Genomic DNA, 26,653 nt, shown 5'->3' on the forward strand with positions numbered 1-26,653 from the left:
TGTGCCATCCGAGCCGGAAATTGCTGGTGGCGTGACCCCGCGCGCTCGCATACCGTGGATACCGAGGGCCCGATCGCCAGGTGGCTATGCGATGCGGTCGGGCCCTCGCGAAGCGTGATCGTGGGTGATGCGAAATGGCCGCGTTGGGTGTGCTGGCACTGATACTCGGTGTGCTGCTGATCGTGATCGAGGCACACGCACCGACCGCGGGTGTGCTCGGCGGGCTCGGTGCCCTGGCCTCCGCGGCCGGGGTGTGGCTGCTGTTCACGTCCAGCGACACCGCGCAGATGATCGCCGTCCCGGCGGCCGCGGGAGTCGCGGTGGTCGGACTCGGCAGCGCGGCCGTGATCGGCCGAAAGGCATTGTCAGCCCGGCGTATTCCGATCCGCTCGGGCCCGCAATCGCTGATCGGCGCCGACGCCACGGTCCGCAGCTGGGCTGGGCGGCAAGGACAGGTGGAAACGGCCGGGGGACTGTGGAAGGCGCAGACCCAGTTCGGCGACGACGAGGAACCGACCGCCGGTGACGCCGTCATCGTCGAACAGATCCGCGGCCTCACCCTCACCGTGCGCCGCCGCGAACCGTGGGAGCTGTTATGACCGAACTCATCGTCATCCTGTGCGTCGTCATCATCCTGCTCGCCATGCTGGCGAGCAGCTCCATCCGGGTGCTCCGCGAATACGAGCGGGGCGTCGTGTTCCGGCTGGGCCGGCTGATCGACCTCAAGGGTCCGGGCCTGGTGCTGCTGATCCCGGCCATCGACCGCATGGAACGCGTCAGCCTGCGGACCGTCACCCTCAAGATTCCGGTGCAGGAAGTGATCACCCGCGACAATGTGCCTGCCAAGGTCACCGCCGTCACCTACTTCCGGGTGATCGACGCAGACCGCGCCATCGTCGAAGTGGAGGACTTCCTCTCTGCCACTTCACAGATCGCGCAGACCACCCTCCGCTCGATCCTCGGCAAGGCCGACCTCGACGCCCTGCTGTCCGAGCGTGAACGCCTCAACGAAGACCTGCAGCAGGTGATCGACCAGCAGACCGAACCGTGGGGCGTGAAGGTCACCACCGTCGAAATCAAGGACGTCGAAATCCCCACCAACATGCAACGGGCCATCGCCCGGCAGGCCGAGGCCGAGCGCGAACGCCGCGCCAAGGTGATCAACGCCGAGGCCGAATTCCAGGCGTCCGCCAAACTCGCCGAGGCCGCCGACGTCATCAGCCGCAACCCCACCACCCTGCAGCTGCGCTACCTGCAGACGCTGGGGGAGATGGGCGGAGACAACAACTCGACCATCGTCTTCCCGCTGCCACTCGACCTGGTCCGCCCGTTCCTCACGCCCCCGACTGCCAACGGGCAGGACAAGGATCGGCCCGACGAACCGTCACAACTCGAGGCCAGACCCGACGTCGACCCGATGCGGGCCATGACGCGACCGGAACCTGTAGCGCATCCGCTGCGCAATTGAGCTTGGGCAACTGCGTCGGTCCCTGCGCCCTGGTCACGGCTGCGTCAATGCCGTCGACGAAGTGAAACGGCGCCACGGACTCCCAGCCCTCGGGCTCCGGCCGGTGCGTCACAACGACCACGTGGTCGATCCCGCCCGGAGGCTTGCCCTCCAAGCCTTGTCGATCAGATTGCGCCCTCGGAGCGCGTCCGAGATCTGGCCACACTGGAGTGATAACGCACCCAGCCGCTGGGGCGCGGTACCGAACCCGACCAATTCCCGCTATCATGAATTTGTGCCCGATAATCCGTGCAAGTGAGGGGTTGGGTGTGGTGAACGAGGCCACCGATGCCAGCACCGAAGCCCGCTACCTGCGAGGTGATCTCGGTTTCGAGGATGCCCTGCGGGAGGTGACCGGCACCGACGTCGGACGCCAGTTCTTCGCCCACATCCTGCACGGCCTGGCCGACCGGAACCCGGCGGCACCGCCGCTGTCCGACCACGACGCAGCCCTGCTCGACCAGGCCGGGTTCGTCGACGACCCCGCCGCGGCGACGGCCGCACGGGTGAACCGCGACATTCGCATGCAGGAACTGGTCCGCAGCTCCCTGTCGATCACGGAGGCCGCGGACCGTCTCGGCGTGACCGCGGCCCGGATCCGGCAACGCCTCGGCGAGGGCACCCTGTGGGCGTTCCAGTCGGGCCGGAACCGATTGTTGCCGCCCGCCCAGTTCACCGACACCGGTGCGGTGCCGCACATCGACCAGGTGATGCCGCTGTTGGCGAAGGACCTGCACCCGCTGACCGTGCAGGCGTTGCTGACCCTCCCACAACCGTCCCTGACCGTGGAGGGCCGGCCGGTGTCGATCGTGGCGTGGCTGACCGGCAGCGCCGGAACCGCCGCCGACATCGAACAGGTCATTGATGTGATCACCGCCGCCGAATGGGAATCGGCATAGATGGGGTCGATGCTGCCCGCACCCCCGACCACCGCCAACCTTCGTGACGCGGGCGTGCGCCCTGAGGAAGTGTTCGACTGGCAACCGGCAGAGGTGGTGTGGCGAGTGCATCGCACCACCGGAACCCATGTGCTGCCGTGGAATGGAATGCGCACGTTCGGGCCGATCCTGCGGTTCGACCACCACCCGCCCCCGCGGGCCGAGCATCCCGGCTACGGCATCTGGTACGGCGCCTCCAGTCCCCGCGGCGCCTTGGCCGAGGCGTTTCAAAGCGCCCGCGTAATCGACCGCCACCGCGGTGACCCGTATCTCACCGGGCTGCGATTCACCCGGCCGCTCAGACTGCTCGATGTGTCCGGCATCGGCGAGGGGGCGTGGGCGACCCGGGTCGGCGGCAACCATGCTCTCGACTCCGCCGCGCACGGCCGAAGCCAACACTGGGCCCGCACCATTCACCGCGCCCACGATGATCTCGACGGGATCGTCTACCGCGGCCGGTTCGCCGGCAGTGTCTGCATCGCGGTCACCGAACGGGCCACCGACGCGTTTCCTGCGCTACCGGCGTTGTCGCTGCCGTTGTCGCATCCCGGGTTGTCCGGACCGATCGACAGCGCGGCCTATCAGCTCGGCTACACCATCACCTGACGCTGCGACACACGCGGGCGAACCGGCTGGGCCCGCGGAACCTGCCCCGCTGGGAAACTGGACTCGCGCAGGTGAATTCACGCCCGCGACTGCAGCAGCTGCGAGAGGACGTGCGCCTGCTCGAGGAGCAGGGTGCCGAGTTCGGGGTGGCGTTCGGGGCGGAAGCGGGTCTCGACGCCGGTGAGGCTCAGCGCCCACGCCGGCCGGCCGTCGCGGTCGAACACCGCCGCACCCATGCCCCAGCTTCCCTCGACGATCAGACCCGGGTTGACCGCGTACCCGGTGTGGCGGGTGCGGGCGATGCGTTCGCGGAGTGCGTCCGTGCTGTGGTTCTCGCCCCAGCGTTCGGAGAGGTCGGTGCGCGCCAGGTACTCGTCGATGTCGCGGTCGGGGAGATGCGCCAGAATCACCAGTCCCGCGGAGGCGACGCCGAGCGGAAAGCGGATGCCCTCGTGGAGGACGTGGGAGCGGAGGGGGAAGCTGCCGTCCTCGGCGGCGATGCACACCGTCTCGTCGCCGCGCCGGGCCGAGAGGAAGGCGCTCTCCCCGGTATCGCGGGCCAGTCGGTCGAGGACGCCGCGGGCGTGCCGGGTGATGTCGTAGCGGGTGGCGGCCGCCGCGCCCAGCAAATACAGCTCCGGGCCGAGTGTCCACCGGCCCGTCTTCGCGTCGCGGTCGAGGAGGCCCTCGTCGGCCAGCGAAGACAGCAAGCGGTGCGCGGTGGGACGGGCCAGCCCGGCGGCGCGCCCGAGCACTGTGGTGGACGCGCCGGCCGGCTCGTGTGCTCCGACCGCACGCAACAGCGCACCCACCCGTCCGACCACGTGCGGTCCGCGTGTCTCCTCCGTCATGACGCCATCATAGCGTTCACTCAGTGAACGCTCAGCGCGTCGGTGTCCAGGCTGTGAACAACCTCGCCGAACTCCTTGAAACGTGAGAAGGAGCACGTTCTACTAGGGCTTACGCGTTCACCACCGGCGGTCAGTGAAGCCCGCCAGGCGTGAAATCAGCGTCTGCTGGATGAACGCATGGAAGTGAACACCGGCTCGGAGGTCGAGCGGTAGCGAAGGGAGACACAATGACAGGAAAGGTTTCCGAGTCCGCGGCAGCGGCGGTCGCGGGCATCACCAGCGGCTCGTCACTGGCGGTCGGAGGGTTCGGGCTCTGCGGCATCCCCGATGCACTCATCGCCGCCCTCGAAGAAGCGGGCGTCGACGAGCTCGAGGTGTTCTCCAACAACTGCGGAGTGGACGACCACGGGCTCGGAATCCTCCTGTCGGCGGGACGGATTCGCCGCGTCACCGCGTCGTACGTGGGGGAGAACAAGGAGTTCGCCCGTCAGTACCTGGCCGGGGAACTCGAAGTGGAGTTGACCCCGCAGGGCACGCTCGCCGAGCGGCTGCGGGCCGGCGGCGCCGGCGTTCCCGCCTTCTTCACCCCGGCCGGTGTCGGCACCCCCATTTCGGACGGCGGGATGCCCTGGCGGTACGGCCACGACGGTTCCGTCGCCATCGCGTCACCGCCCAAGGAGACCCGCGTCTTCGGGACCAAGCGGTACGTGCTGGAAGAGGCGATCAACGCCGACTACGCGCTGGTCCACGCCGCGATCGGTGACACCGACGGCAACCTCGTCTTCGACAAGACGGCCATGAACTTCAACCCCCTCGCCGCGATGGCGGGCAAGGTGACCATCGCCCAGGTGGAGACCCTCGTCGAACCCGGCGAGATCGACCCGGCGCACGTGCACCTGCCGGGAGTGTTCGTCCAGCGGATCGTGCACACCGGACCCCAGAACAAGCGAATCGAAAAGCGCACCGTGCGCGCGGAAGGACGCCCCTCGTGACCACACTTGCTGCCACCGGCTGGACCCGCGATCAGATGGCGCAGCGCGCCGCCGCCGACATGATCGACGGCGAATACGTCAACCTCGGCATCGGGCTGCCGACCCTCATCCCCGGCTACCTCAACGACGACGTGCGGGTGATCCTGCACTCGGAGAACGGGATCCTCGGCACCGGCCCGTACCCCACCGAGGAGGCCGTCGACGCCAACCTGATCAACGCCGGCAAGGAAACCGTGACCGTCAATTCCGGTGCAGCCTTCTTCGATTCGGCGTTGTCATTCGGCATGATCCGCGGCGGCCACATCGACACGGCCGTACTCGGCGGCATGCAGGTGTCACGCACCGGTGACCTCGCCAACTGGATGGTCCCCGGCAAGATGGTCAAGGGAATGGGCGGGGCGATGGACCTGGTGCACGGCGCCGAACGGGTCATCGTCGTGATGGAACACACCGACCGCGACGGCAACCCCAAGATCGTCGACGCGTGCACCCTGCCGCTCACCGGTCAGGGAGTCGTGAACCGGATCATCACCAACCTGGCGGTGATCGACGTACTCGGCGACGGCACCCTGGCCCTGCGTGAACTCGCGCCCGGGGTGAGCGTCGACGACGTGCAGGCCGCGACGGGCCCCACACTGATCGTCGACCTGGAGACCGCTGCCTGATCTGGCACTCCAGTTCGACGACCCGCGGGATCGGGATCTAGACGCTGTCGTCGACCGTGTACTTCGTGAGGACCGGTGCGCCGGCCAGCAGAGGTCCGAGGTCGGTGATGGCGCCCGGTCCCGCGCGGAAGGTGCGGTAGGCGGCGTCGTGCTCCTCCGACTCCCACTTCTCGATCAGCAGCCAACGGGCGGGATCGGCGGCGTCGACGAGCACCTCGACGCCCACGCAGCCGTCGAACGCGCGGGTGGCCTTCAGCTCGCGCGTGAAGATGTCACGGGCAGCGTCCACGGATTCGGGCTTGAACTTCAGTTCCAGTGTGGCGGTGATCGGCATCCGGTCTCCTCGAAATCGATGCAATTAATATGACGTCGATCACGATAGAGAACGTTTTCTCGGTGCCCGTGGGCGGGCGGTCGATCGGCCGGATTCCGTCTGCGCCAATCGGTACGCGGGATCGTCGTGCCACGTTCACCCGGCATCCGTCCGGCGTGCCCCTGGACGTTGCCTGCACGCACTTGTCTAGTGTGGATACCCAGCGGGAGTCCGCCTGGCTCCTGTCCCTCCGGGCGAGCGGAAGCGAGAGACCGATCAACGGTACCGAGGCAGCCGACCTACGTACGGCCGAGTATCCACGGCCGTCGCACTTCGTGCTCCATCTCAGCGACACGCATCTGGTCGACGAAACCCTGCTCTACGGGGCTGTCGACAGCGAAGCCAAACTGCGCCAGATCTTCGCCGAGGTGGAGGCATCCCACGCCGCGCCGGACGCTCTGGTGTTCACCGGCGACCTCACCGACAAGGGGGAGCCGGGCGCCTACGAGAAGCTGCGCGACATCGTCGAACCCGTCGCGGAGTCGCTCGGTGCGCAGGTGATCTGGGCGATGGGCAACCACGACGACCGCGGCCATTTCCGGACCGCACTGCTGCGGGAGGAGCCGTCGTACGCGCCGATCGACCACTCCTACGACGTCGACGGGCTGCGCATCATCACCCTCGACACCACCGTCCTCGGGCACCACCACGGTGAGATCGAGCAGGACCAGCTGGACTGGCTGGCGGCGGAGCTGGCCGTTCCCGCGCCGCACGGCACCATCCTGGCTCTGCATCACCCGCCGGTTCCGTGCGTCCTCGACCTGTCGGTCCTGGTGGAGCTGCGTGACCAGCCGCGACTCGCCGACGTGCTCCGCGACAGCGACGTGCGGTCCATCCTCGCCGGGCACCTGCACTACTCGACGACGGCCACCTTCGCGGGCATCCCCGTCTCCGTCGCCTCCGCCACCTGCTACACCCAGGACCTCAACGTCCCGGCGGGAGCGCTGCGCGGGCAGGACGGCGCGCAGGGCTTCAACCTGGTGCACGTCTACCCCGAAACCATCGTCCACTCCGTGGTCCCGCTGGGCTCCTACGACACCGTCGGCGAATACGTCACCGCCGACGAGACCGCGCGCCGGCTCGCCGACAAGGGTGTGCGCATCCCGGATGCCGGGGAAGACGTCGTTTCGCGGCCGACCGTTCGGGTGTAGTCAGCTTCGACGCGGAAACTGCTCCCGATGCGCCAACACATCGGAGAGCCGGAACCGGCGGTGGGTGCCGCGCATCTCGATGGGCAACGCCCCCGAATCGGCGAGCCGGCGCACATACGTGTCCGAGACACCGAGAACCTCCGCCGCCTGTGAGGTGGTGAGCAGATCCGCCACCGTACCGAGTGCCAGGCTCTGACCCTCACCGAGCAGCGCGAGCAGTTGGACGACGGCGTCGCGGACGGGGGCGGGAAGTTCGACGCGGTCGACGGTCACCGTCGGAGGGGCAGCGCCGGACAGAGCGGCGAGGACCGACCGGAGCTCCGTGACAGTCTCGGCGTCGAGCGCGGAACGATGTGGTCGATGCTCATGCTGGACGCTTCCTGCCGGGGGACGGACATTTCACGATCTCATGACACCCGCAGACGGACCGTCGCGGCGGTAGCCTTTCAATGTGGACGAGCTGCACGCTTCCGACCGATTCGAAGCCGCCGGCGACAACGACATCGATGTGACGCCGGAAATCGACGAGATCGGTGAGCTGCTGCGCAAGTCCGGCCGCAAACGGGGCATCGCCGAGGTGGACCAGCCGTGGAAGCACGGATACCCGTACGACGAGAAGATGACCCGCCGCCAATACGAGGCCCGCAAACGCAAGCTGCAGATCGAACTGCTCAAGCTGCAGGCCTGGGTGAAGGAGAACGGCGAGAAGGTGGTCATCATCTTCGAGGGCCGGGACGCGGCGGGCAAGGGCGGCGCGATCAAACGGTTCACCGAACACCTCAACCCCCGTGGTGCGCGGGTGGTGGCGCTCGAGAAGCCCACCGAACGCGAGCGCACCCAGTGGTACTTCCAGCGGTACGTCCAGCACCTCCCGGCGGGCGGGGAGATCGTCCTGATGGACCGGTCCTGGTACAACCGCGCCGGCGTCGAACGGGTCATGGGGTACTGCAGCCCCAACGAGTATCTGGAATTCACCCGGTCTGCCCCCGAGTTCGAGCGGATGCTGGTGCAGTCGGGCATCCGCGTCGTGAAATTCTGGTTCTCGGTGGGCAGGGAGGAGCAGCACGCCCGGTTCGTCGCCCGCAGCACCGACCCCGTCAAGCAGTGGAAGCTCTCACCCACCGACCTCGCCAGCCTCGACAAATGGGACGCCTACACCGAGGCCAAAGAGGCCATGCTCTTCTACACCGACACCCCGCACGCGCCGTGGACCGTGGTGAAGTCGAACGATAAGAAGCGGGCCCGCATCGAGGCGATCCGGTGGGTGCTCCACAAGTTCGACTACACCGGCAAGGACGAGAAAGTGGTGGGCACACCCGACCCGCAGATCATCGGCCCACCCGCCACCGTCTACGACGAGGGCGAGCGGCCAGGAGACTCGATTCCCGCGGTCTGACGGAGCCTCCCCGGGGGCGGTCGCTCAGGCCCCGGTCTCCCACGGCGCCGGGATGGGGAAGTAGCTTTCCAGGAAATCGGTGACCCTCTTGGTGCGCAGTTCGAGGTCGATCTCCGGTGCGCTGCCGTCGTTGAGGCAGAAGAAATCCATGGCCCGCTTGGCGAGCAGCGAGTCCATGTCGCGCAGTCCCGCCTTGACGGTGGTGTCAACGTACTTCACGCGCGCCGACGTCTGCACCACCGCGCGCCCGCTCATCAACGCGTAGTAGTGATACAGCGAGTTGGTCACCGAGATGTTGGAGCTGGCGCGGAAGGTGCTGGCCGCGGTGGCGGCGAACTCGTCGGGGAACTCCTTCTCCATCTCCTCGAGTACGCTCCGGCGGAGCGGGGTGGCGGCATGTTCGAGGTGCCGGGTGGTGGTCACCCCGAAGCGGTTCTGCAGCAACCGTCGGTTGACGCGTGCTGCATTCTCGAAACCGCTACGCTGTTCGTCGTTGTGGCCCAGCCCGATTCGGGTGGTCGCCTCGATGAACATGCTGATGCCGCCGGGGGAGAAGAACATCTCCGGACCGACGGGACGGCCGAAGAACATGTCGTCGTTGGAGTACAGGAAGTGCTCCGACAGGTCGGGGATGTGGTGCAGCTGGCACTCCACCGCCTGCGAGTTGTGGGTGGGCAGCACCGACGGGTCGGCGAAGAATTCCTCGCTGGGCACGAAGGTGACGCGGGGGTCGTCGGCCAGCCACGCCGGACGATCGGAGTCGGTGGCGACGAAGATGCGGCGAATCCACGGCGCATACATGTGCACCGAACGCAGCGCATACTTCAGTTCGTTGATCTGCCGGAATCGGGCCTCGGAGTCGTCGCCCTCGCCCACCACATAGTTCTGCATCCGCTTGGCGCGTTGCGCCTGAAACTCTTTGGACGATCCGTCCACCCACGAGAACACCAGATCGATGTCGAAGTTGATGTCGGAGGCGTGGTCGGCGAACATGTTCTCGATCGTCGGCCACATCCGGCCGAACCGCTCGACGGTGCCGCGGACGGCTTCTTCCGGCCGCACGACCCGCCGGGTCAGCGAGTTCTCGATGGGCAGCACGATCTCGTCGTCGGCGAACTTCCACAGTTCGATCTGCACACCCGTCGACGCCCCGTAGCTCAGGCCGCTCGCCACGTGCACCCGCGGCCGGAACAGCCGGAAGATTCGCGCCTTCGAGTTCGCGGAGAGGGCGCCGTCGGCGACGAGAACGGCCGAATCACGCTTCGCGTCGACGGGTTTCGAGTAGAACGGGCGGTTGCGGCACGCGGCCACGAGGGCGGTGCGCAACTGCTTGCGTAGAGCCCAGTCGATCGCGATCACCGGACGTTCGTCGTTGCCCCGCACCAGCAGATAGTCGATGCCCGCGCCGTCCAGCACATCGCGGATGAACAGCAGATCCTCCACTATCGCCTCGTGCGGCGTCGTGGTGGTGATGGTCAGCGCGAAGCGACCCTTGACCCGCACCACATCGGGTCGGTGTTCCAACCTGGACTGTGCCGCGGCGGAAGCGTGAGCGACGGCGTCGCCGCTCTCCTGCTCGGGTGGAACCAGGTAAACATCGTGCGGAGCAGAAGAATGTGTAATCTTGGGGGCCTTTCAGGTGACGGCTGCGAGTGCGGCGAGGCCTATTCTATGCCCTGGGCCGGCGTTCCGAAGGACGGCGCCCTGCGAAGCTTCGCCCTAGTCTGTTAGACAGGGTAAATGCCGCATAACGGGAATTCCGATACGACGCAGCCCGACGCCGGACAGGCGTTCGAGGATGTCGTCGCGTTGCTGAACTATCCGATGTTCGTGGTCACCACCAGCTGGGAAGAGCAGCGGTCGGGGTGCCTGGTCGGGTTTGCGTCGCAGGTCAGCATCAACCCACCGCGATTCTTGGTGGGGTTGTCGAACAAGAACCACACCTACGGGGTCGCGGTGAACGCCGAACACCTCGCGGTCCATCTGCTGACGCGGGAGCACCTCCCGCTGGCGACTCTCTTCGGTGAACAGACCGGTGACGAGATCGACAAGTTCGCGCAGTGCGAGTGGCGCACCGGCCCCCACGGGCTGCCGATCCTCGACGACTCCGCAGCCTGGTTCAGCGGCCGAATCCTCGAACGCCTTGAACTCGGCGATCATGTCGCGTTCCTCCTCGCACCCGAAAGCGGTTCGGCGCCGGATGATCTGGGTGAATTGATCACCTTCTCGGACGTGCGGGACCTCGAACCCGGACATGAGGCATGATGCCGACCATGCGCAAGTTGAACATGGGCACGGACGAGGTGTCGGCCGAGGAGTTCTACCGCGACCCGCCCGACGGCGTCCGGGTGAACATGGTGGCCAGCCTGGACGGCGCCGCTGCTTTCGACGGCCGGGTCCGGCCGCTGTCGGACGCGGTGGATCACCAACTTCTGCGCGCCCTGCGCACCTACGCCGACGTGGTTCTCGTCGGAGCCGGCACCATCCGGGCAGAACGCTACGGGCCGCCGGTGCTCACCGAGGAGCAGTCGCGCTATCGCCTCGAGCAGTGGGGCTTGGATTCACCACCGCCGATCGCCGTCGTGACCCGCACCGGCAACATTCCGCTCGACACGCCGATGTTCACCGGGGACGTGCGGCCGCTCGTCATCACCACGCAGAGAACTGCGACCGAGCGCGGCTCAGCACTCGAAGAGGCCGCAGACATCGTGGTCGCGGGCGAAGACACCGTCGAGATGCCCACCCTGATCGCCGCACTCCGGGACCGCAGGCTCCGCCGGATTCTGTGCGAAGGAGGTCCCACGCTGCTGGACGACCTCGTCACCCACGACCTCGTCGACGAAATGTGCCTCACCGTGGCGCCGAGACTGGCCGGACCGCAACCCCAGCAGGCGACCGCCGGCCCCACCCTGGGGGCGCCGCGCACGCTGTCACTCCAGCACGTTCTGACCCACGACGACTTCCTGTACCTCCGATACGGCCGGATTCGCTGAATCAGTCGACGACGGTGAAGAACGAGTCGCCATCCTCCGCGGCGCCGTCGATCTGTCCCCGGTCTGTGCGCGAATCCTCGACGATGACACCCTCCACCACATCGGCATGCTTGGTGCCCAGCACCGGGATCACGATGTCGTCCTCCCCGTCGATGATGCGGTCGACGTCCTCGGACAGCTGATCGTCGGGCAGCTCGGCGATCGGGATGTCGAGTTGCTCCTCGAATGCGATGTCGGGCTCCTCCTCGGCCAGCTTCTCGTCCAGCGACTCGCCCTCGCGCTCCTCCCGCGCCGTGGTACCGAATTTGTCGGCCTCACTCCAGCCGTCGGGAGGATCGACCACATCGTCTCCGTCGTTGTTGCGCACATCGTCGGAGTCGAGGCTTTCGCTGGGACTCAGCGTCTCGCCGGGGCCGTCTTCGATACTCATGGTGCAGAAATGCCCAGTTCAGGCGCTCTCGAAACGCAGCGGACGTGAAACCGACGTCACCGCGAGGGTACGACCGGTGCGGTGCTCAGCGTCTCCAGAGCTGCAACCTGAGCCGGTGACCAGGGAGCCGAACCACGACGGCTCGAATCGAGTTGAACGAGTGTGGCGGTCACCTCGGCGGCCTGTGTGCCGTCCTGCTCGATGCCGATCTGCAGGGTGACCGACGTGGTGCCGATCCGGGTCACGGTGAGGTCGACGTACGCCTCCTCCGTAAACAGTTCGCGGCGGAAGTTGCTGACGACGTTGACGGCGGCCATCTGCGTGGCCGGATCGAGGAGGTCGCCGCACGCCTCACCGAGCGCTCGAACCCACGCTGCGGCGGCCGCCTCGTGCGCGACGTGGAACGGCACATGCCGGCTGATGGACGCCGGCGCGTCGGGGGCCGCGCGGTTGTGCAAGGTCGTCGTGTATCGGGGCATGCTCCGGACACTACCCAGCACCTGCGGCCACCCTCGCGCCCGACTCCGTCTCGGCGAGCGAGGACCGAAGTTGACCTCATTCCCTTCTAGGGTCGGAATCGACGTGAAGGCCGCATTCAGAGTTCGGTGCGGATGTGGTCGGCCAGCCGGGCGATCGTCTCCTCGTCACGGCGGTAATGGGTCCACTGGCCGATCCGATGGCTGGTGACCAGTCCGGCGCTCTGCAGGGCGGCCATGTACTGCGAGGCCGTCGACTGGGAGACTTCGGCCCGCGCCTGAATGTGTTTCAGGCACACGCCAACCTCTTCGGCTGGTTCGAGCTGCGGGGGGAAGGTGTCCGGCTCCTTCAGCCACTGCAGGATGCGCACGCGGGTCGGGTTCGACAGCGCTTTGAAGACCAAGGCCAGGTCGGTCGGGTCCGGAAGTTCACTCACGGTATACATCGTACCGCTATATCGCGATTTTCCGATATGTGTGCTTGACTCGGTATATCGCAACTTCGCGATATACCGATAGGAGTAAGTGATGACGAAGCGCAGAGTGGCAGTGGTCGTCGGTGCGCGCGGGGTGATCGGCGGCAATCTGATCGACCACCTCGAGGCGACAGGGGAGTGGGACGTCGTCGGACTGTCGCGCCGAGGCGGACTCGACACCGACCGGGTGCGGCACATCGCGGTCGATCTGCTCGATGAGCGCGACGCCGCCGACAAGCTGGCCGAACTGCGCGACGTGACCCATCTCTTCTACGCCGCCTACCAGGACCGCCCCTCGTGGGCGGAGCTCGTCGCGCCCAACGTCGCCATGCTGGTCAACACGGTGAACGCGCTCGAACCGGTGGCCGCGGGTCTCGAGCACATCAGCTTGATGCAGGGTTACAAGGTCTACGGGGCCCACCTCGGGCCGTTCAAGACGCCGGCGCGCGAGAGCGACCCGCCGCACATGCCGCCCGAGTTCAACGTGGATCAGCAGCAGTTCCTCGAGGACCGTCAGCGCGGCAAGCGCTGGACGTGGTCCGCGATCCGCCCGTCGGTCGTGTGCGGATTCGCGCTCGGGAACCCGATGAACCTCGCTCTGGTGATTGCGGTTTACGCCACGATGTCGAAGGAACTCGGAGTGCCGCTGCGGTTTCCGGGTAAACCCGGCGCGTACACGAGTCTGATCGAGATGACCGACGCCGGACTGCTGGCGGAGGCCACCGTCTGGGCCGCGACCACGCCCGAGTGCGCCAACCAGGCGTTCAACATCAACAACGGCGATCTGTTCCGCTGGGACGAGATGCTGCCGAAGATCGCGGACTTCTTCGAACTGGACGTCGCACCGCCGCTGCCGATGTCGATGGACGTCGTCATGGCGGACAAGGAGCCGGTGTGGAACGACCTCGTCGCGAAGCACGGACTGAAACCCACACCGTACGAGGATGTCTCATCGTGGGCGTTCGGCGACTTCGTCTTCGGCTGGGACTATGACGTCATCGCCGACGGGTCCAAGGCGCGCCGGCTGGGTTTCCACCGTTACGTCGAGACCGACCAGATGTTCCTCGACATCTTCCGCGACCTCCGGGCCCGGAAGGTCATCCCCTGAGGGCGGCCGAGTAACAGCACAGCCCGCGTTTGCGACGTTGAACGTGTGCGGACACTGACATTGATCGGAACGGCCCTCGGTCTCGGTGCGGGCCTGGTGTGTATCGGCCTGTTCTCCTGGTGGCTGTCGTACCCAGTGCACTTCTACGTGGGCAGCTACGAACCCGTCGGCGCCGGGGGAAGCGCCGCGCACATGGACTCGGTGGATCCCATGCCGTTTCTCGCGGCAGGCCTGATTCTCAGTGCACTCCTCGGGGCCGTGTCGGGTTTCATTGCCGCACGCCGTGGCTGGCGGCTGACCCGACTTGCTGTCTGAACCGGTGAGCCGACTGGGCACGACCAAGTTTCGGCCACTCGGCGCGCACGCTGACTCGACTGGGTGTTGATGCCCGGGATCGGGCACTCTTGGGTATGGGATCGAAGGCAGGTCGTCCCCACAGCCCGTCGGCTGCAGCTTTGGGTGGTCGACTGATGAAACTGGTCGGTGACCGTGACGCCGCCCTGTTCTCGCGGGAAATCTCCCGAGTGTGCGCCGAACCGCAGGCGACCGACGGTCAGCCGGACTACGGCGAAGTGCTGGCCTGGGTTGTCGACGCCATCGTCGGCGTGATCACCGCCCGACTGGGCGCCGCGGGGCCAGGGGAGACGTTCGTCCTTGATCTCCACTTCACGGACGGGACGCATGTCGACGTCGACGATTTGGCTGCCTCGGAGCGGTGGGTGCTGCAGACGGTAACGGCCTTCCTGGCTGAAGAAGTCGCGGCGGGGGAACAGTTACTCGCCGTCGCCGAACAATTCGACCCCACCCAGCGGGCGGACACCCTGGCCGACGCGATCATCTGGCTCGACTTCGTTCTCGACGTCGATCTTCCCGACCCACCCGACGTCACCACCACGTAGCACGGTGACCGGTCAGGCTCTCGCGAAATCGCCGGATTCCATCAGCCGGGACACCAGGAGTCCGGCCAGCAGTCCCCAGAACGCCGCGCCGATGTTGAGATACTGCACGTTCGAGACGGTCACCAGAAATGTCACGAGGGCACCCAAGGTGAAGCGTCCACTGAACGCGGTGATGAACGATCCCTGGAGTGCCTTCAACATGGCAAGTCCGCCCAGCGTCGCGACGAATGCGACCGGAGTGGCCAGCATGAGCTGGACGAACACGGGCGCGAATGCGCCGACCATCACGGCGAGAATCCCGCAGACGATGGCCGCGGTGTACTGCCGGGACCGCTCACCAGATGCCACCAGAAGCGCATTGGTAGGGCCGGTCAGACACGAGGATATTGCGCCGACGGCGGACGCCGCCACAGACCAGATGCCGCAGACCACGGTGGCGACGTTCATAGGCGGTGTGTGGCCGGCCGCTTTCAGAACGGCAGCGCCCTGACCGTTCTGCACCACGACGACCGTGACGGCGAGCGGAACTACCAGTTCGGTAATCGCAGCCCACGTGAACTGTGGTGTCTGCCAGACAGGTTCCGCGATCCACCCCTGCGCCGCGTCGTCGAGACGGAACCGTCCGGTCGCCGCCACGGCGGCCGCGCCGACGAGTAAGGCTCCCAGGATGGGTGGCATCCACCGACCCCAACGGGCACGCGACCCGAGGAGGAGAAACACGATCACCATCGGAACTGCCACGACAGCATCGCTTTTCAGTGCCACGACCAGATCGATGCCGAACTTCAGGAACACGCCGGCCACCATCGCCATGACGATCGGCATCGGCAGCATGGACATCAGCTGTCGCACCCGGCCGGTCAGGCCGAGGGCGAGGACGAGAAGGCCAGTGACGAGGAACGCGCCCAGCACCTCGGCCCAGGCGAGGTGGGGCAGCGATGCGCCGACGATGATCGTCCCGGGAATGGTCCAGAAGAAAGCGAGTGGCAGGCGATACAACCAGCTGCACAGCACCGTCAGCAGGCCGTTGAGAAAGAAGACCCCGAAGATCCACGACGCCATGTGAGAAGGTGACAGACCGCCGGCCGACCCTGCCGCCAAGATCACGGCGACCGGCCCGGTGGCGGAGAAGATAAGACCGATCAGGCCGTTCGCGGCGTAGATTCCGCCGAAGTCTGCGATGACGCGGCGGGGGCCGGCGGCTGGCCACGACGGCCGTTCGAAGCGCGGGTATCGAGACACGACGTCCGTGAGGCGGGACGGCTCCTCTGTTTTCGCCATGCGGCGCGCTCCTACCGACGGTGGGGCATGTACGCATAGCGGGCGCAACTAACGCTGTGCGTACGCGAGTTATGGCGTGGATCATAACCCGCAAGGCACAAGATCCACGACCTCGTGAAGTACGCGAACCGGCGGATTCTGCGCGGACCGATTTCCATGAGACCGGAATGCTCTCGAGGGCTGTGCTGGTCGAGTTGTCGCTCACCCGGATGATCACGGGTGCGGACATCACGGTCGCGGTCCTCGACACCCAGGCCAGGTTGGCTGACGTGAACGCGGACGAGTTATGAGGGAATGTCAACGATATTGACGTGAAGCGTCCAAGCATTGATGGAGGGGAGATTCCGGCGGCGGAGCGGGGCGGCCGCCGTACCGATTCACCGCGGACGAGTGGTCGCGGTGGCGTTCCCTCGGCTGTGGTGCTGCCGTAGCGGGTGTGTTCCCGCGGTGCCGAGCCGTTCGGCGGGTGCGCCGGGTATGGCGGGCGCGCTCATTCTCGGACATGCCACCCCAGATACCGTAAGTCTCGGCGGCGGTGAAGGCGTGGGCGCGGCAGTCGGCGAGTACGGGGCACTCCTGGCAGATCTGTTTGGCGGCGCGCTCACGTTGGGCCCGGGTCGAGCCGCGTTCACCGTCAGGGGAGAAAAAGATCTCGGTGTCGGCACCGCGGCAGGAGGCGCGGCCTTGCCAGGCAAGGTTGATGAGGTGGTGCGGATGATCAGGCACTGCGGGATAAGTCGCTTTCGGAGTCGAACGGTCACACGATTCGCCGGCAAGAGCGGACACGCACTAGTGCGGATGGCGGGGTTGGGCCAATCGCCGACGGGTTTGTACACAGCGGATCGATGCGGCTGTGGAAGGTATGGCCTCCTTCGGGAGAAGAGAATCGGACCGGTCCGCACAACAGCGTCCGCAAAGAGTGTTGTGACACGACTCCGCGAACGCATCACGGCTTCACTTTCGATGCCGAGGAGGAGTCCGTGAGGGCAGCGACTGCTTCAGTCACTACGGCGCCTCCGCAGCCGAGGCGGGGAGGTTGCGTTGATGCCTAGTCTCGACATCGGTGGCCGGATACGCCCGGATGTCCGGGGCTATCCGCACACAGTTTCGCGTCTCGCGAGGGAGTGAAACGGTGTGATCTCGATGCTATCGACACCCTGGTCGACGGTGGAGAAGAATCGCTCGAAAGTAACTGGCATCACATTTACAGCCGATTCGCGAGCTGACTCGGCGACCGGCTGACGTCAGCGACGGGCCGGGCGGCTGATTCGACAACTCTGAATCTCGATGTGTATGGCTGGCCATCCTGCAGTCCGAAGCTCCCCGAGCTGCGGCGACGCAGCCGAAGCCGACCCGTCGTGGGACGCCGTCGCCCTCGTCACCACGGCTGACGCGTGTCGCTAGCCGTTCATGTGATGTGGATCGATCTCACGCGGGCACCGCTTCGATGACGGAGGAGCGGGGGCCGGGTGTGATTGATTCCAGCGTGAAACCGTGACCACTCAACAATCGGCGCCATTCGGTGGCCGTCCGTTCCCGACCACCCAGCAGAACCAGCATGTGGAGGTCCAGTAGGGCCATGGGGTGGGCTGTAGCCACTTCGGGCAAGACTTGCTCGACGATCAGCAGGCGGCCGTTTCCCGAGATCGCTCGCCGACAGTTGCCGAGGATCTTGCCAGCGGATTCGTCGTCCCAGTCGTGCAGAATCTGGGACAACACATATACATCACCATTCTGCGGGACCTCTTCGAAGAAGTTGCCGCCTACAACAGTCGTTCGGTCACCGATGTCGGCCGAGCAGAACTTCGATGCCGATTCCGCGACGACGTGCGGCAAATCGAACACTGTGCCCCGCAGGTGGGGGTGACTCCCGAGTAAGGTTTCGATCAATGTGCCGGCCCCGCCGCCGATGTCGACGACGGTCGTTGTTTTCGCCCAGTCGCGGTTGAGCAACGGCAACAAGCGCACCTCGACCAGTCCTGCTTGGCACCGGTCGAATTCATCGGAAGCCGACGGGTTATCGGACAACCACTCGAAGTATGGCCTTCCGAACGCCTCGGTGAACGACTCTTTTCCGGTTCGGACAGAGTGGAGCGAGTGTCCCCACACGGTGTAGGCCTCCTTCGACATCAGTCCGACCAGGTGACGCAGTGAACCGGGAGTATCGACCCGTAAGAGCTCGCCGGCCTCCGTCAACACAAATCGTCCCGCGGCCTCTTCCGTGAATAGTCCCTCTGCCACGAGAACCCGCATGAATCGACCGAGAGCATCCGCGTCGGCGCCGACACTGGTTGCAAGATCGGGCAGCGAGCGGGATCCATTCGACAGCTTGTCGGGCACCCCCAGTTCGCATACGGCAGCAATAGCCTGGGACACGATGTATCCCATGATCTGCTTTCTGACCCGGTTGTTGATGTCGCTCATGCTCATGCCACCTCGGGGAGTCCGGGAAAGAGTGACACCTTTGCGGCACTCTGCAAATACGACGCGCCTGCCGTGCCACCGGTTCCAGGTACTGTGCCGATGACCTTCAAGGTGATGCCCCAGTGGCCACGCTTCATCGCACCCCACGCGCGGTCGAGACGGCGCATCGATTCCTCGAGAGGCACTGCATCTGGGAGTGCATGCCGCATCGCCAGAAATACGGCCTCCAGAGTCGGCTGCTCGTCGTGGACCTTCGAAACGTGGTCAGTGCTGCGTTGGCTACGCGGCGCGCACGCGAACTCGACGTCGCGGAATGCGCGCGACTGAACAGCGCTCCGCCCATGGGTGAAGCCGCGAATGATGGAGAAGGCGTCAACCGGCATCGTCGTCAGAACCCGGAAGAGAGCAGGTGTCGCCTCGAGGCGACCTGACGCCCGATCGAGGCGATCCTTCGCATCAGCGGCGTTTCCGTCGAGGAGATCCGTGATCGCCGTCGATATCGCCGTTGCAATCTGCCGGTACAGTCCCTCGAATATTTGGATACATCGGATGAACATCTGCTCGTCGTGCAGACGAGTCGTCGGCAGCAAAGTCAGCCGAACTGCGGCTCCGATGTCTTCGGGAACACTTCTCAGCGCCAGCGTCGCAGCAGAACCAAACGAGTCGTAGTTAGTGCCTGTCTCGGCAAGCGCTGCGACACCCTCCGCAGCCACCCTGGGATTGAGCTTGAAATCGGGTGCAAGACGGAAGAGTTGCGACACGACTCGGACGGCCGCACGCGTCCTGACCGATTGGGGAGGTCGGGGCGCCGCCGCTAACGCTCTTGTCTCCAGCAGAGCGAGGTCGATGGCTGTCGCGGCTACGAATGCGTCGACACGCTGGCAGTCGGCCGATCGGACGACCTGATCGAAGTAATCGAGTCCGACATACGACGAATAGGACGCATCGTTGTCGTCGAACGTCATCGGTAGCCATTCGGCGAGCACCGGGTCGGATCGGGATTTGCCGTGGATATCGCGCAACATGGTCGCCACGTGTGGCCGCACACCGTTTCGTCCGACCACCTGATAGTGGTCGACGACGGCCGTGAACGGAAAATCGGTGTGTCCCGCGGCCCATTGCCGAAGCGCTTCCGGTACCTTGCGACCGGAACGGGTATCGGGTGACGCGTCAGCGGCCTGGAAGCACGTGCCGCCGACACCGATCGGGGCGCTGTGGACGAGTTCGGCCTCAGCTTCGAGCAACGTTTCGAAAATCAACAAGGGATGTACCTTTCATCCGTTCTGCTCAGCGGTATTCCGCAATCTTGTGTTCCGACAGGCAGAAACGATAGGCACCCTAGGGAGCCGCATCGGCCACCCCTGCTGCTGGGGTGAAGCTTCGGGCCCCCTAGGGTGCCTATTCGCCGGGCCGACGCGCGCTGACCATTGGGTATGAGAGAAGCCAGGGTTTGGATAGCGAGGGCAATTGACCACCGACGACGGGCAGCGCCGGCGACACATCGTCCTGATCGGCGGGCATGATGAAACGTTCCCGCATTTCGCGGGGCTGGGCTTCGAGTTCACCGTACTACAGCTGCACGGCGCGATCGGTCCGAACCTCCGCGGCCTTACCGAACACATCAGTCCCGTGGCTGATTTCGGACCGGACACCGTGTTCGCTGAGATCACACGAATAATGAGATCCGAACGGGTCGACCACATTTTCTCCTTTACCGAGGGCGGGTTGCTTTCCGCGGCCCTTGCAAGCCACCGCCTGTCTGTCCCGGGTCTCGACCTCAGCGCATGCGAGCTGTGTATCGACAAGCAATTGATGCGGACATTTCTCGACAGCACGGAGTTCGCCGTCGCGAACACGATATGTCGCACGCCGGCCGAGGTACGAGCCTTCCTCCTCCATCACCCCCGGGGGGTCGTTCTCAAGGATCCGGCTGGGTCGGGCAGCGAAGGCGTGTTCATCGTCCGCGACGAACGTGAGCTGACCGCGGCGCTCGCCGAGCTGACAGCGGACGGTTTCGTGATGCTCGCCGAAGAGTACTTGCCCGGACGCGAAATCAGTGTCGAGACCCTGACCATCGACGGCAATCATCGAGTTCTCGCTGTGACGAACAAGAAGCTGCACAGGAATTCCCTTGCAGAAGAACAGCACGTCATCTCACCGGATGCCGTGGATGACGACATGTTCCACATTGTCAGTGCCTACTGCGAAAGACTGCTCACCCGAATAAATTACCAGCACGGGCCGTGTCATATCGAAGTGAAGATCACGGCTGGCGGGCTTCGCCTGATCGAGATCAACAACCGGGTCGGCGGTGACTACATCGGACTTCTGGTCGAACTCACGACCGGCGTCAGCCAATTCAGAGAAACGCTTCGTTTCTGGAGTGAAGTCGACAACTCCGGCGTCGGCCGGGAACAGGCGCGGTATGCGTACGCCGCGTCGCACCAATTCTACGAACCCATCGACCCCGAGTGTCTTCGGAGCGCGCTCCGAGGCGTCGACATCATCAGGCTCCATATCGAGCCTGCACCATCGCGACTCGACAGACCCCGGACAAACGACGACAAGATCGGTTGGATTGTTTTCGCCTGCAACGAGAGCGAGTCATTCAAGCGAGCCATCGACTATCTCGACGTCAACTGTTCCTGAAAATCGACGCGATCATGAAAACCGCATCCTCTCATCAAGAAGGGAAGAAATCGATGCAGATCATAGCCAGAAGCGCACTCGACACGATCAATGAGGTGGTGGTCGACGGTCACGTCCACAACCTGGGTGTCGTCAAGATCTTCTCCCAACACCCCGAACTGGCCCAGTTCATTCCCGCTTCCAGCAATCTGGCGATCAGCTGGGTCAGGTTGGAATGTGGTCAGGTGCTCTCTGTGCACAAACATCCGGAAGCGAGCCTGATCCTGGTCTGCGAGGGTTCCGGACGAACAATGGGTAGCGCAGAGCAGGACGTCGCTGCGGGAGACATGATCCTCGTACCCGGCGACTCATGGCACGGCTTCGAGGGAACTCGCAACGGGTTCTGGGCGCTGTCGATCCAGTTCAACGGCAAGGCCCTGTACGAGGATACCGACAACCCGAATGCCATGTTCGCAGCCGCTGAGTCCGATCCCGCGGCCGCGCTCCTCGAGGACAACGAGAAGTACCTGGAGCAATTCAGGAACAGCAGTCTGCTGCGGTTGATCGACACCCCTTCGATGACCGACCCGGGCGTTCGCGAAAGACTACTCGACTGCCAGCAAACCTGGTCGGATGTGTTCCAAGATCTGCTGCACCTGCGTGTGGCGATGACTACTGACCCGCAACACAAGCATGTCGCACTCGATCATCTAGTCGAAGAACTGGGACACAACAACAACCTCAGACAGCAACGGAACTCGTCGCACTCGCCGGTCTCCGACGCGACGTTCGTATCGACAATGGACTGGTTCAGGCAGCAGATGCTCTGCAGGAGCGACATGGTGCGAACATTGCTAATGCACGTGGTGCTGGAAGGTAGTGGCGAAATCTGGCACCGAGAAGCGGCGCGCGCGTTTCCCGGCATTCCACACTTCGAAGAGCATGGTGAAGACGACGGCCACCATGTGAGCATGGGGATCGACCTTCTCGATCGAGCAAACCCAACGGAGATCCACGAATTACGGGAAGCGCTCGGTGAGGGATGGACCATGATCACACGACTGTGCGACAGAATCGCTTCCATCGCCGTAGACGACACCGCAGACGCCACGCTGTCCACATGCTGAGTGTGCTGAAGAGAGTCGTCTGGTTCGAGGTTCCTCGTTCTGGAACCCTGTTCGACCGGCATACCAACGCTTCACACTTTTCGCGATGGCAGCGCTGGTGCGATGCTGCGCAACGAGACGACCTGAACGCGCCCCAAGACGAGCGACTCCACAGATCCGTGCTCAGAGCGCTCCGTCGCGATGTTCTGCTTGCGCTCCTCGCCATAGCGTTCAACGCTGGTTGCGCATTCGGCGCAGCTGTCACGCTGCGATCACTGATCCAGCACCTCATCCAACCCGGCACACCGCCGATGGTGAACCTGACGCTGGGGATCACCTGTATACTGCTGACGTACTCGGCGTGGTTGGCCCTCAATCACACCTTCCTGTCAGCCGAACTGGCAGGCATCGGAGCCCGAACTTACATCGAGCAAAGACTGCTACGGAAGAAGCGCGACGGTGGCAATTCCGACCGACCTTCCGGCGTTGTCACACTACTGGACCGTGAGGCGGCGCGCGTCGAAGCTGCGTGGTCCGGCCTGGTATTCATGATTCTGGCGCTCGCCACGTTAACTTTCACTTCTGCGTTCTTCTTCGTGGCGCTGGGGCTGAGTGCATTGTCGGCGCTGGCGATCATTGTCATCAGTTCGATGGCGATATTCTGGATCGCCACACAACTCACCAAGGCCCACACAGAACTATCAGCAATTTCGGCGGAACGCATCGACGTCGGAATGTTCTCGATCAACAACCGAGGGCTTGCGTGGCTGAAGAACTGGAACGGCGAGCTGATACGGCGCTACGCCGACAAGCGTGATGGCGAAGAGCGCTCACTCCAGAAGGCGGCGAGCCTTGTCGCGGCGATCAACCTCATATCTACTCTGACACCGGTCGTAGGGATGCTCGCCGCAGCATTTACCCAGCTGGCTTATCTCGGTCATGTAGATCCAGCGGGCCTGCTGTCGGCAATGGCGTTGATCGGGGGTCTGAGATCGGTCGCCAACAATGTGCCCGAAATTGCCCAGAGCATCTCCCAAGGCGTAGTCGGGCACACCAACGTTGCGAAATATCTGTCCGGCACCGGCCTGTCAGACGCCGATGCGAGCGCCGTCCAGCTGCCGACGACAAGGGCAAAGCACATTGCTGTCGTCGGCGCAGCGGGTAGTGGCAAAACATCGATTCTGAAAGCCGTCGCGGGGCGGAACAACCGACTCGATACGACGACGATCTTCGTCCCGGACGAACCATGGATATACCCGGGCGGACTGTACGAGAATCTGTGTTTCTATCGACGCGACTTCCCGGACGACGAAGCCGCGCGAGCACTGGCGCAGTCCAGACTGCCCGACACCTTCTATGCCGAGTACCTCGAGAGCAAGTCGCCACCTCGAACCGAGGCCTGGGACGTATCCCGCGGGCAAGGAAAGCGGCTGGAACTGGCGCGGGCATTGCTGGCCGAGCCGGCGTGCGTTCTCATTGATCAACCCACATCAGGTCTGGACGACGACCTGGGGAGAGGGTTGCTGAGCTCACTCCTCCGGGGGCCGTGGAGCGACACCACCGTTGTCTATGCAACAGACAAACCCGACGAGATCGACTCGGCGGAGGAAATCTGGGTGGTGGCCGACGGCGCAGTGGTCGAAGTCATACGTAATCTGACAACGCAGTCGAATCTTCTACCCGAAAGCGCGGGGTGGCGCACTCCCGACGAACGTCCGCTCCCTCGCCGCCCTTCCCGCCGCACGGATGTGGCCGAAGTCCGGACGCCGTCCAGGCGTAGCTTGATCAGGTTCGGCATCGCGAGAATCGCATTCGTTGCGTGTGTCCTGTTCGTGTGCCGAGAAGTTCTGACGATCGTCGGTGACTACGTGGCTGCGAGTGGACTGTCGACCGCGAATGTGGGTGCGTCGTCGATGATCCTGGTCTGCGTGGTGGCGGCCGGTGCACTCTTGTCGATCTCCGGCGCCTTGCTGACCGTGCGGCGCAGTATCGGTGCGGCATCCCGACAGTGCGTGCGGTACTTCTCGTCGATCATGAGCCCGACGCTCGATGGCTCGGCAGTCGATCAGGTCAACCAAGACTCGCAGAGCAAGCTCACGTGGGATCAACGACGTGTCGACGAAGTGTTGCCCGCCATACTGCTGCATACGTTGGGTGCGGCGGCGCTTCTGATCACAACCACCGGTTTCGTCCTGAGCAAGAACATCTTTGCGCTGCTTCCTTGTGCTGTGATGTGCCTCGTCTACTGGCACACTTCCCGTCGATCAGGCAAGCGACTGCGGTACTTCAACGAGTGCGAGATCGGAACGACGTCGGCTTTGTTCGCGCGGGTCGAGGCAACGACACGGAGTTCGAGCAGATTCGAGTTGGCGAGAGACAACGCGGTTCTCGCGAGTTGGCTGAACAGCAGCCTGATGGATCGCGCCCTGGCTTCGATGAACAATGCGGCGGCGCGGCGATGGTTTACCTACAAGCTCGATCTGATGGGGGTGCTGTTCCTGTCGGCCATCGTGGGTTCAACGGAATTCGTCTACGCCCAGGGCGGCCTCGGCCTGGTCAATGTCCTGGCGCTGAGTCTTTCCTACAGCCTGATTGCACTCTTCGCACGGTTGGGTAGTTGCCTGGTCGAACTCAGGCAGGTGCTGGACAGCGCGGATCGTCTGCTCACACCTCCGCTCCCCGCCGCGCCGAACCGAACGTGTCCGGCGATGAAAGACGACGCACTCGTGTCCTTCACCGATGTCGCATTCGTCGCCAGGCACACCGGCGCAGTGCTGCTCGAGAACCACACGAAGTTGTTCTATCGCCGTGACATCGTGGTGATCACGGGAGCCAGTGGGGTGGGTAAGTCGACCTTCGCAAAGCTTGTCGTGGGTACGTTGCGCCCGACCACGGGTGTCGTCTCTACGTTGGGCCGTACGACAGGATACGTGTCGGATTCGCACGACCAAGACGTCCTCCTGCTGACATCGAGCCCGATATTCAAGCCAGGACGATTGTCCGAGCACTTCCACAGCCCCTCACCTCAGGAACTGGCTCGCGTGGTCCGATACCTCGACGCTGAGGATGTCGTCGAACGACTACCTTCCGGGTTCGACGAAATAGTCCCCTGTAGTGGTCTGTTGAATCTGAGCAAGACGGAACTGCAACGACTGGCACTGCTCGACGTGGTGATCAATCCGCCCGCGATTGCGATTCTCGACGAAGCCACGTCGGAGTTGAGTGCCGAAGCGGAACTCTCCGTATTGCGTGCTCTGACCTCTGCACTTCCGGACACCCTCTTCTTCATCATCACCCACAATCGCGAGCTGGCGAGACTCGCTAACCGAATCTTCCATTTCAACGATGAAAGACGTCTACTCGAGATTTCGGGCGAGCCGCCCGCAACAGCCATCGATCGACGCTCGACCGACAAGGAGGAAGTCGATGGAATGGCAACCCCAGCGAATTGCATTCTGTGACAGCCATAATGTTTCGCAGCCGCACCTCCCACTGATGGACATCGCTCACTGGGATGCAGTCCTCCAGAGAAGGGAGATCGGGAACTACGCGCTGCACCAAGAGCGCGCCTATGTCGGCCCGGGATACTTCTATATGCCGGTGTCCGACAAGCCCGACGAAGGGCGACTGGCGGAGTTGCTGGAGCTGGCTTCCGCCGCCGACTGGTTGTTGATTCCCTCTCTTCTCAGATCCCAACGCTTACCCGATTCCCGCGTCATCGCGGTTCCGTTTATGCAGGCAGCGTACTTTCGGTCGTCCGGACGTGTGGATTCGACTTTGCGAGCAACCGTCGGAGATCGGCAATACAAGGCAATCAGAAAGCTCACCGCGAAGGCCGAGGCGGCGTGTGAAACCCAGATACACCGCCTGTCAGAGCTGGCGGACGGCGACCGTGCGCTGCACGATTTCGCCGTTCTGCAAGCCCTGAATGTGGCGAAATATGGGCACTCCAGGAATCTATATACTGCCGACGTTCTGCGAATGTTGGCACGTTCGTCGGAAGGAACAAAATACTATCTGAAGCTGGACTACGAGAAGTCGACCAATGCCCCCGTAAACGGATCGCTGAGCTATGCCGACGACGAGCGCGGTGTGTTCACGATGCTCGTCCAGGGGCTGGACCGTGATCGAATCCCGCGGGGGCTCAACCTGTATATCACCGACTACTACCAGTTGTACCAGTTCGCCGATCGGCTGGGTTTCGAGGACATCTGCCTGGGCCGCGGCGCAATCGAGAGCAAGGTCCGGGTTGGCGCAAACCATATTGTCGACCTGGACAACTGGCTGATTCCGGTCAACACACGCCAGAGGCAAGCGATGCACGACTATGCGATATCAGGGTAGGAAACCATA

29 protein-coding genes and 1 pseudogene are annotated in these 26,653 nt (G+C 64.3%); 18 read left to right on the plus strand and 12 right to left on the minus strand.

The genetic code is table 11. The features are described from left to right. Window positions 1–134 precede the first annotated feature (134 nt). Window positions 135–599, plus strand: coding sequence for an NfeD family protein (locus tag ACH49N_RS21140; RefSeq protein ID WP_358276737.1), 465 nt, complete (start codon window positions 135–137; stop codon window positions 597–599). Continuing rightward, window positions 596–1,468 (plus strand): slipin family protein, encoded by an 873-nt coding sequence (locus tag ACH49N_RS21145; RefSeq protein ID WP_358276736.1) that lies wholly within the window; start codon window positions 596–598, stop codon window positions 1,466–1,468. The genes ACH49N_RS21140 and ACH49N_RS21145 overlap by 4 nt, the downstream gene beginning before the upstream one ends. A gap of 22 nt (window positions 1,469–1,490) precedes the next feature. On the opposite strand, the pseudogene ACH49N_RS21150 reads toward ACH49N_RS21145, so the two are convergent. Next, window positions 1,491–1,625: pseudogene (locus ACH49N_RS21150) on the minus strand (dihydrofolate reductase); the annotation flags it as partial. A 151-nt stretch (window positions 1,626–1,776) separates the two neighbouring features. Here ACH49N_RS21150 and ACH49N_RS21155 point away from each other — a divergent pair. Both ACH49N_RS21155 and ACH49N_RS21160 read left to right on the plus strand, forming a co-directional pair. Next, window positions 1,777–2,406 carry a hypothetical protein gene (locus ACH49N_RS21155; protein ID WP_358276735.1) on the plus strand — a complete coding sequence of 210 codons (630 nt, stop codon included), beginning with the start codon at window positions 1,777–1,779 and terminating at the stop codon, window positions 2,404–2,406. Beyond that, window positions 2,407–3,051 (plus strand): RES family NAD+ phosphorylase, encoded by a 645-nt coding sequence (locus ACH49N_RS21160; RefSeq protein WP_397504759.1) that lies wholly within the window; start codon window positions 2,407–2,409, stop codon window positions 3,049–3,051. A gap of 77 nt (window positions 3,052–3,128) precedes the next feature. Here ACH49N_RS21160 and ACH49N_RS21165 read toward each other — a convergent pair whose 3' ends face one another. Beyond that, on the minus strand, window positions 3,129–3,902 hold the full coding sequence (locus ACH49N_RS21165; RefSeq protein WP_358276733.1) for an IclR family transcriptional regulator: 774 nt from the start codon (window positions 3,900–3,902) through the stop codon (window positions 3,129–3,131). A gap of 227 nt (window positions 3,903–4,129) precedes the next feature. Here ACH49N_RS21165 and ACH49N_RS21170 point away from each other — a divergent pair, with 227 nt between their 5' ends. Both ACH49N_RS21170 and ACH49N_RS21175 read left to right on the plus strand, forming a co-directional pair. Beyond that, window positions 4,130–4,894: a CoA transferase subunit A gene (locus tag ACH49N_RS21170; RefSeq protein WP_109328468.1), complete on the plus strand. Its 765-nt coding sequence runs from the start codon at window positions 4,130–4,132 to the stop codon at window positions 4,892–4,894. Next, window positions 4,891–5,559, plus strand: a complete 669-nt coding sequence (locus ACH49N_RS21175) for a 3-oxoacid CoA-transferase subunit B (protein WP_268962577.1) — start codon at window positions 4,891–4,893, stop codon at window positions 5,557–5,559. Before ACH49N_RS21170 ends, ACH49N_RS21175 begins: the two co-directional genes overlap by 4 nt. A 37-nt stretch (window positions 5,560–5,596) precedes the next feature. On the opposite strand, the gene ACH49N_RS21180 is transcribed toward ACH49N_RS21175, so the two are convergent. Continuing rightward, entirely contained in the window at window positions 5,597–5,893 is a 297-nt protein-coding gene (locus ACH49N_RS21180; RefSeq protein ID WP_358276732.1) for a putative quinol monooxygenase, read from the minus strand. Window positions 5,894–6,147: 254 nt separating this feature from the next. Here ACH49N_RS21180 and ACH49N_RS21185 point away from each other — a divergent pair, with 254 nt between their 5' ends. Continuing rightward, on the plus strand, window positions 6,148–7,083 hold the full coding sequence (locus ACH49N_RS21185; protein WP_358276758.1) for a phosphodiesterase: 936 nt from the start codon (window positions 6,148–6,150) through the stop codon (window positions 7,081–7,083). On the opposite strand, the gene ACH49N_RS21190 is transcribed toward ACH49N_RS21185, so the two are convergent. Continuing rightward, on the minus strand, window positions 7,084–7,356 hold the full coding sequence (locus tag ACH49N_RS21190) for an excisionase family DNA-binding protein (RefSeq protein WP_397504760.1): 273 nt from the start codon (window positions 7,354–7,356) through the stop codon (window positions 7,084–7,086). It abuts the gene before it with no gap. 178 nt (window positions 7,357–7,534) lie between these two features. Here ACH49N_RS21190 and ppk2 point away from each other — a divergent pair, with 178 nt between their 5' ends. Next, the gene (gene ppk2, locus ACH49N_RS21195; protein WP_358276731.1) at window positions 7,535–8,479 is read left to right on the plus strand and encodes a polyphosphate kinase 2; all 945 of its coding nucleotides are present in this window, start codon (window positions 7,535–7,537) and stop codon (window positions 8,477–8,479) included. A 24-nt stretch (window positions 8,480–8,503) separates the two neighbouring features. Here the strand turns inward: ppk2 and ACH49N_RS21200 are convergent, their stop codons facing one another. Continuing rightward, window positions 8,504–10,003: a stealth family protein gene (locus ACH49N_RS21200; protein WP_358276730.1), complete on the minus strand. Its 1,500-nt coding sequence runs from the start codon at window positions 10,001–10,003 to the stop codon at window positions 8,504–8,506. Between the two features lie 216 nt (window positions 10,004–10,219). Here ACH49N_RS21200 and ACH49N_RS21205 point away from each other — a divergent pair, with 216 nt between their 5' ends. Beyond that, window positions 10,220–10,744 carry a flavin reductase family protein gene (locus ACH49N_RS21205; protein WP_358276729.1) on the plus strand — a complete coding sequence of 175 codons (525 nt, stop codon included), beginning with the start codon at window positions 10,220–10,222 and terminating at the stop codon, window positions 10,742–10,744. Next, window positions 10,744–11,472 (plus strand): pyrimidine reductase family protein, encoded by a 729-nt coding sequence (locus tag ACH49N_RS21210; protein WP_358276757.1) that lies wholly within the window; start codon window positions 10,744–10,746, stop codon window positions 11,470–11,472. The genes ACH49N_RS21205 and ACH49N_RS21210 overlap by 1 nt, the downstream gene beginning before the upstream one ends. A 1-nt stretch (window position 11,473) precedes the next feature. Here ACH49N_RS21210 and ACH49N_RS21215 read toward each other — a convergent pair whose 3' ends face one another. The 3 genes from ACH49N_RS21215 to ACH49N_RS21225 all read right to left on the minus strand — a co-directional run bounded on the left by ACH49N_RS21215 (window position 11,474) and on the right by ACH49N_RS21225 (window position 12,815). Next, window positions 11,474–11,902, minus strand: coding sequence for a hypothetical protein (locus ACH49N_RS21215; protein WP_109328481.1), 429 nt, complete (start codon window positions 11,900–11,902; stop codon window positions 11,474–11,476). Between the two features lie 56 nt (window positions 11,903–11,958). Beyond that, window positions 11,959–12,381 (minus strand): hotdog domain-containing protein, encoded by a 423-nt coding sequence (locus ACH49N_RS21220; RefSeq protein ID WP_358276728.1) that lies wholly within the window; start codon window positions 12,379–12,381, stop codon window positions 11,959–11,961. 116 nt (window positions 12,382–12,497) lie between these two features. Then, window positions 12,498–12,815, minus strand: coding sequence for a helix-turn-helix transcriptional regulator (locus ACH49N_RS21225; RefSeq protein WP_109334973.1), 318 nt, complete (start codon window positions 12,813–12,815; stop codon window positions 12,498–12,500). 91 nt (window positions 12,816–12,906) lie between these two features. Between ACH49N_RS21225 and ACH49N_RS21230 the strand changes: the two genes are divergently transcribed. The 3 genes from ACH49N_RS21230 (at window position 12,907) to ACH49N_RS21240 (ending at window position 14,861) form a co-directional block, all read left to right on the plus strand. Continuing rightward, the gene (locus ACH49N_RS21230) at window positions 12,907–13,962 is read left to right on the plus strand and encodes an SDR family oxidoreductase (RefSeq protein WP_397504761.1); all 1,056 of its coding nucleotides are present in this window, start codon (window positions 12,907–12,909) and stop codon (window positions 13,960–13,962) included. Window positions 13,963–14,007: 45 nt separating this feature from the next. Beyond that, window positions 14,008–14,277, plus strand: coding sequence for a hypothetical protein (locus ACH49N_RS21235; protein WP_159920992.1), 270 nt, complete (start codon window positions 14,008–14,010; stop codon window positions 14,275–14,277). 155 nt (window positions 14,278–14,432) lie between these two features. Then, window positions 14,433–14,861: a hypothetical protein gene (locus tag ACH49N_RS21240; protein ID WP_397504762.1), complete on the plus strand. Its 429-nt coding sequence runs from the start codon at window positions 14,433–14,435 to the stop codon at window positions 14,859–14,861. A gap of 12 nt (window positions 14,862–14,873) precedes the next feature. On the opposite strand, the gene ACH49N_RS21245 is transcribed toward ACH49N_RS21240, so the two are convergent. Then, complete coding sequence (locus tag ACH49N_RS21245) at window positions 14,874–16,142, minus strand: benzoate/H(+) symporter BenE family transporter (protein ID WP_358276725.1); 1,269 nt, start codon at window positions 16,140–16,142, stop codon at window positions 14,874–14,876. A 167-nt stretch (window positions 16,143–16,309) separates the two neighbouring features. Between ACH49N_RS21245 and ACH49N_RS21250 the strand changes: the two genes are divergently transcribed. Continuing rightward, entirely contained in the window at window positions 16,310–16,432 is a 123-nt protein-coding gene (locus ACH49N_RS21250; protein WP_358276724.1) for a hypothetical protein, read from the plus strand. A gap of 7 nt (window positions 16,433–16,439) precedes the next feature. Here the strand turns inward: ACH49N_RS21250 and ACH49N_RS21255 are convergent, their stop codons facing one another. From ACH49N_RS21255 to ACH49N_RS21265, 3 genes are all read right to left on the minus strand, one after another. Then, entirely contained in the window at window positions 16,440–16,868 is a 429-nt protein-coding gene (locus ACH49N_RS21255; RefSeq protein WP_358276723.1) for a WhiB family transcriptional regulator, read from the minus strand. A 702-nt stretch (window positions 16,869–17,570) separates the two neighbouring features. Beyond that, window positions 17,571–18,566, minus strand: coding sequence for a methyltransferase (locus ACH49N_RS21260; RefSeq protein WP_358276722.1), 996 nt, complete (start codon window positions 18,564–18,566; stop codon window positions 17,571–17,573). A gap of 2 nt (window positions 18,567–18,568) precedes the next feature. After that, window positions 18,569–19,828 (minus strand): hypothetical protein, encoded by a 1,260-nt coding sequence (locus ACH49N_RS21265; RefSeq protein ID WP_358276721.1) that lies wholly within the window; start codon window positions 19,826–19,828, stop codon window positions 18,569–18,571. Window positions 19,829–20,033: 205 nt separating this feature from the next. Between ACH49N_RS21265 and ACH49N_RS21270 the strand changes: the two genes are divergently transcribed. From ACH49N_RS21270 to ACH49N_RS21285, 4 genes are all read left to right on the plus strand, one after another. Further along, window positions 20,034–21,215: an ATP-grasp domain-containing protein gene (locus ACH49N_RS21270; RefSeq protein ID WP_358276720.1), complete on the plus strand. Its 1,182-nt coding sequence runs from the start codon at window positions 20,034–20,036 to the stop codon at window positions 21,213–21,215. A gap of 53 nt (window positions 21,216–21,268) precedes the next feature. Continuing rightward, complete coding sequence (locus ACH49N_RS21275) at window positions 21,269–22,321, plus strand: cupin domain-containing protein (RefSeq protein WP_397504767.1); 1,053 nt, start codon at window positions 21,269–21,271, stop codon at window positions 22,319–22,321. A 158-nt stretch (window positions 22,322–22,479) separates the two neighbouring features. Further along, a complete protein-coding gene (locus tag ACH49N_RS21280) occupies window positions 22,480–25,761 on the plus strand; it encodes an ATP-binding cassette domain-containing protein (RefSeq protein ID WP_358276719.1) in 3,282 nt (1,093 codons plus the stop codon). After that, on the plus strand, window positions 25,727–26,644 hold the full coding sequence (locus ACH49N_RS21285) for a hypothetical protein (protein ID WP_358276718.1): 918 nt from the start codon (window positions 25,727–25,729) through the stop codon (window positions 26,642–26,644). Before ACH49N_RS21280 ends, ACH49N_RS21285 begins: the two co-directional genes overlap by 35 nt. The last annotated feature ends 9 nt before the right edge of the window (window positions 26,645–26,653 follow it).

This window comes from Rhodococcus sp. NPDC019647 (assembly GCF_044389235.1).
In the GTDB taxonomy this organism is placed as follows: domain Bacteria; phylum Actinomycetota; class Actinomycetes; order Mycobacteriales; family Mycobacteriaceae; genus Rhodococcus_F; species Rhodococcus_F oxybenzonivorans.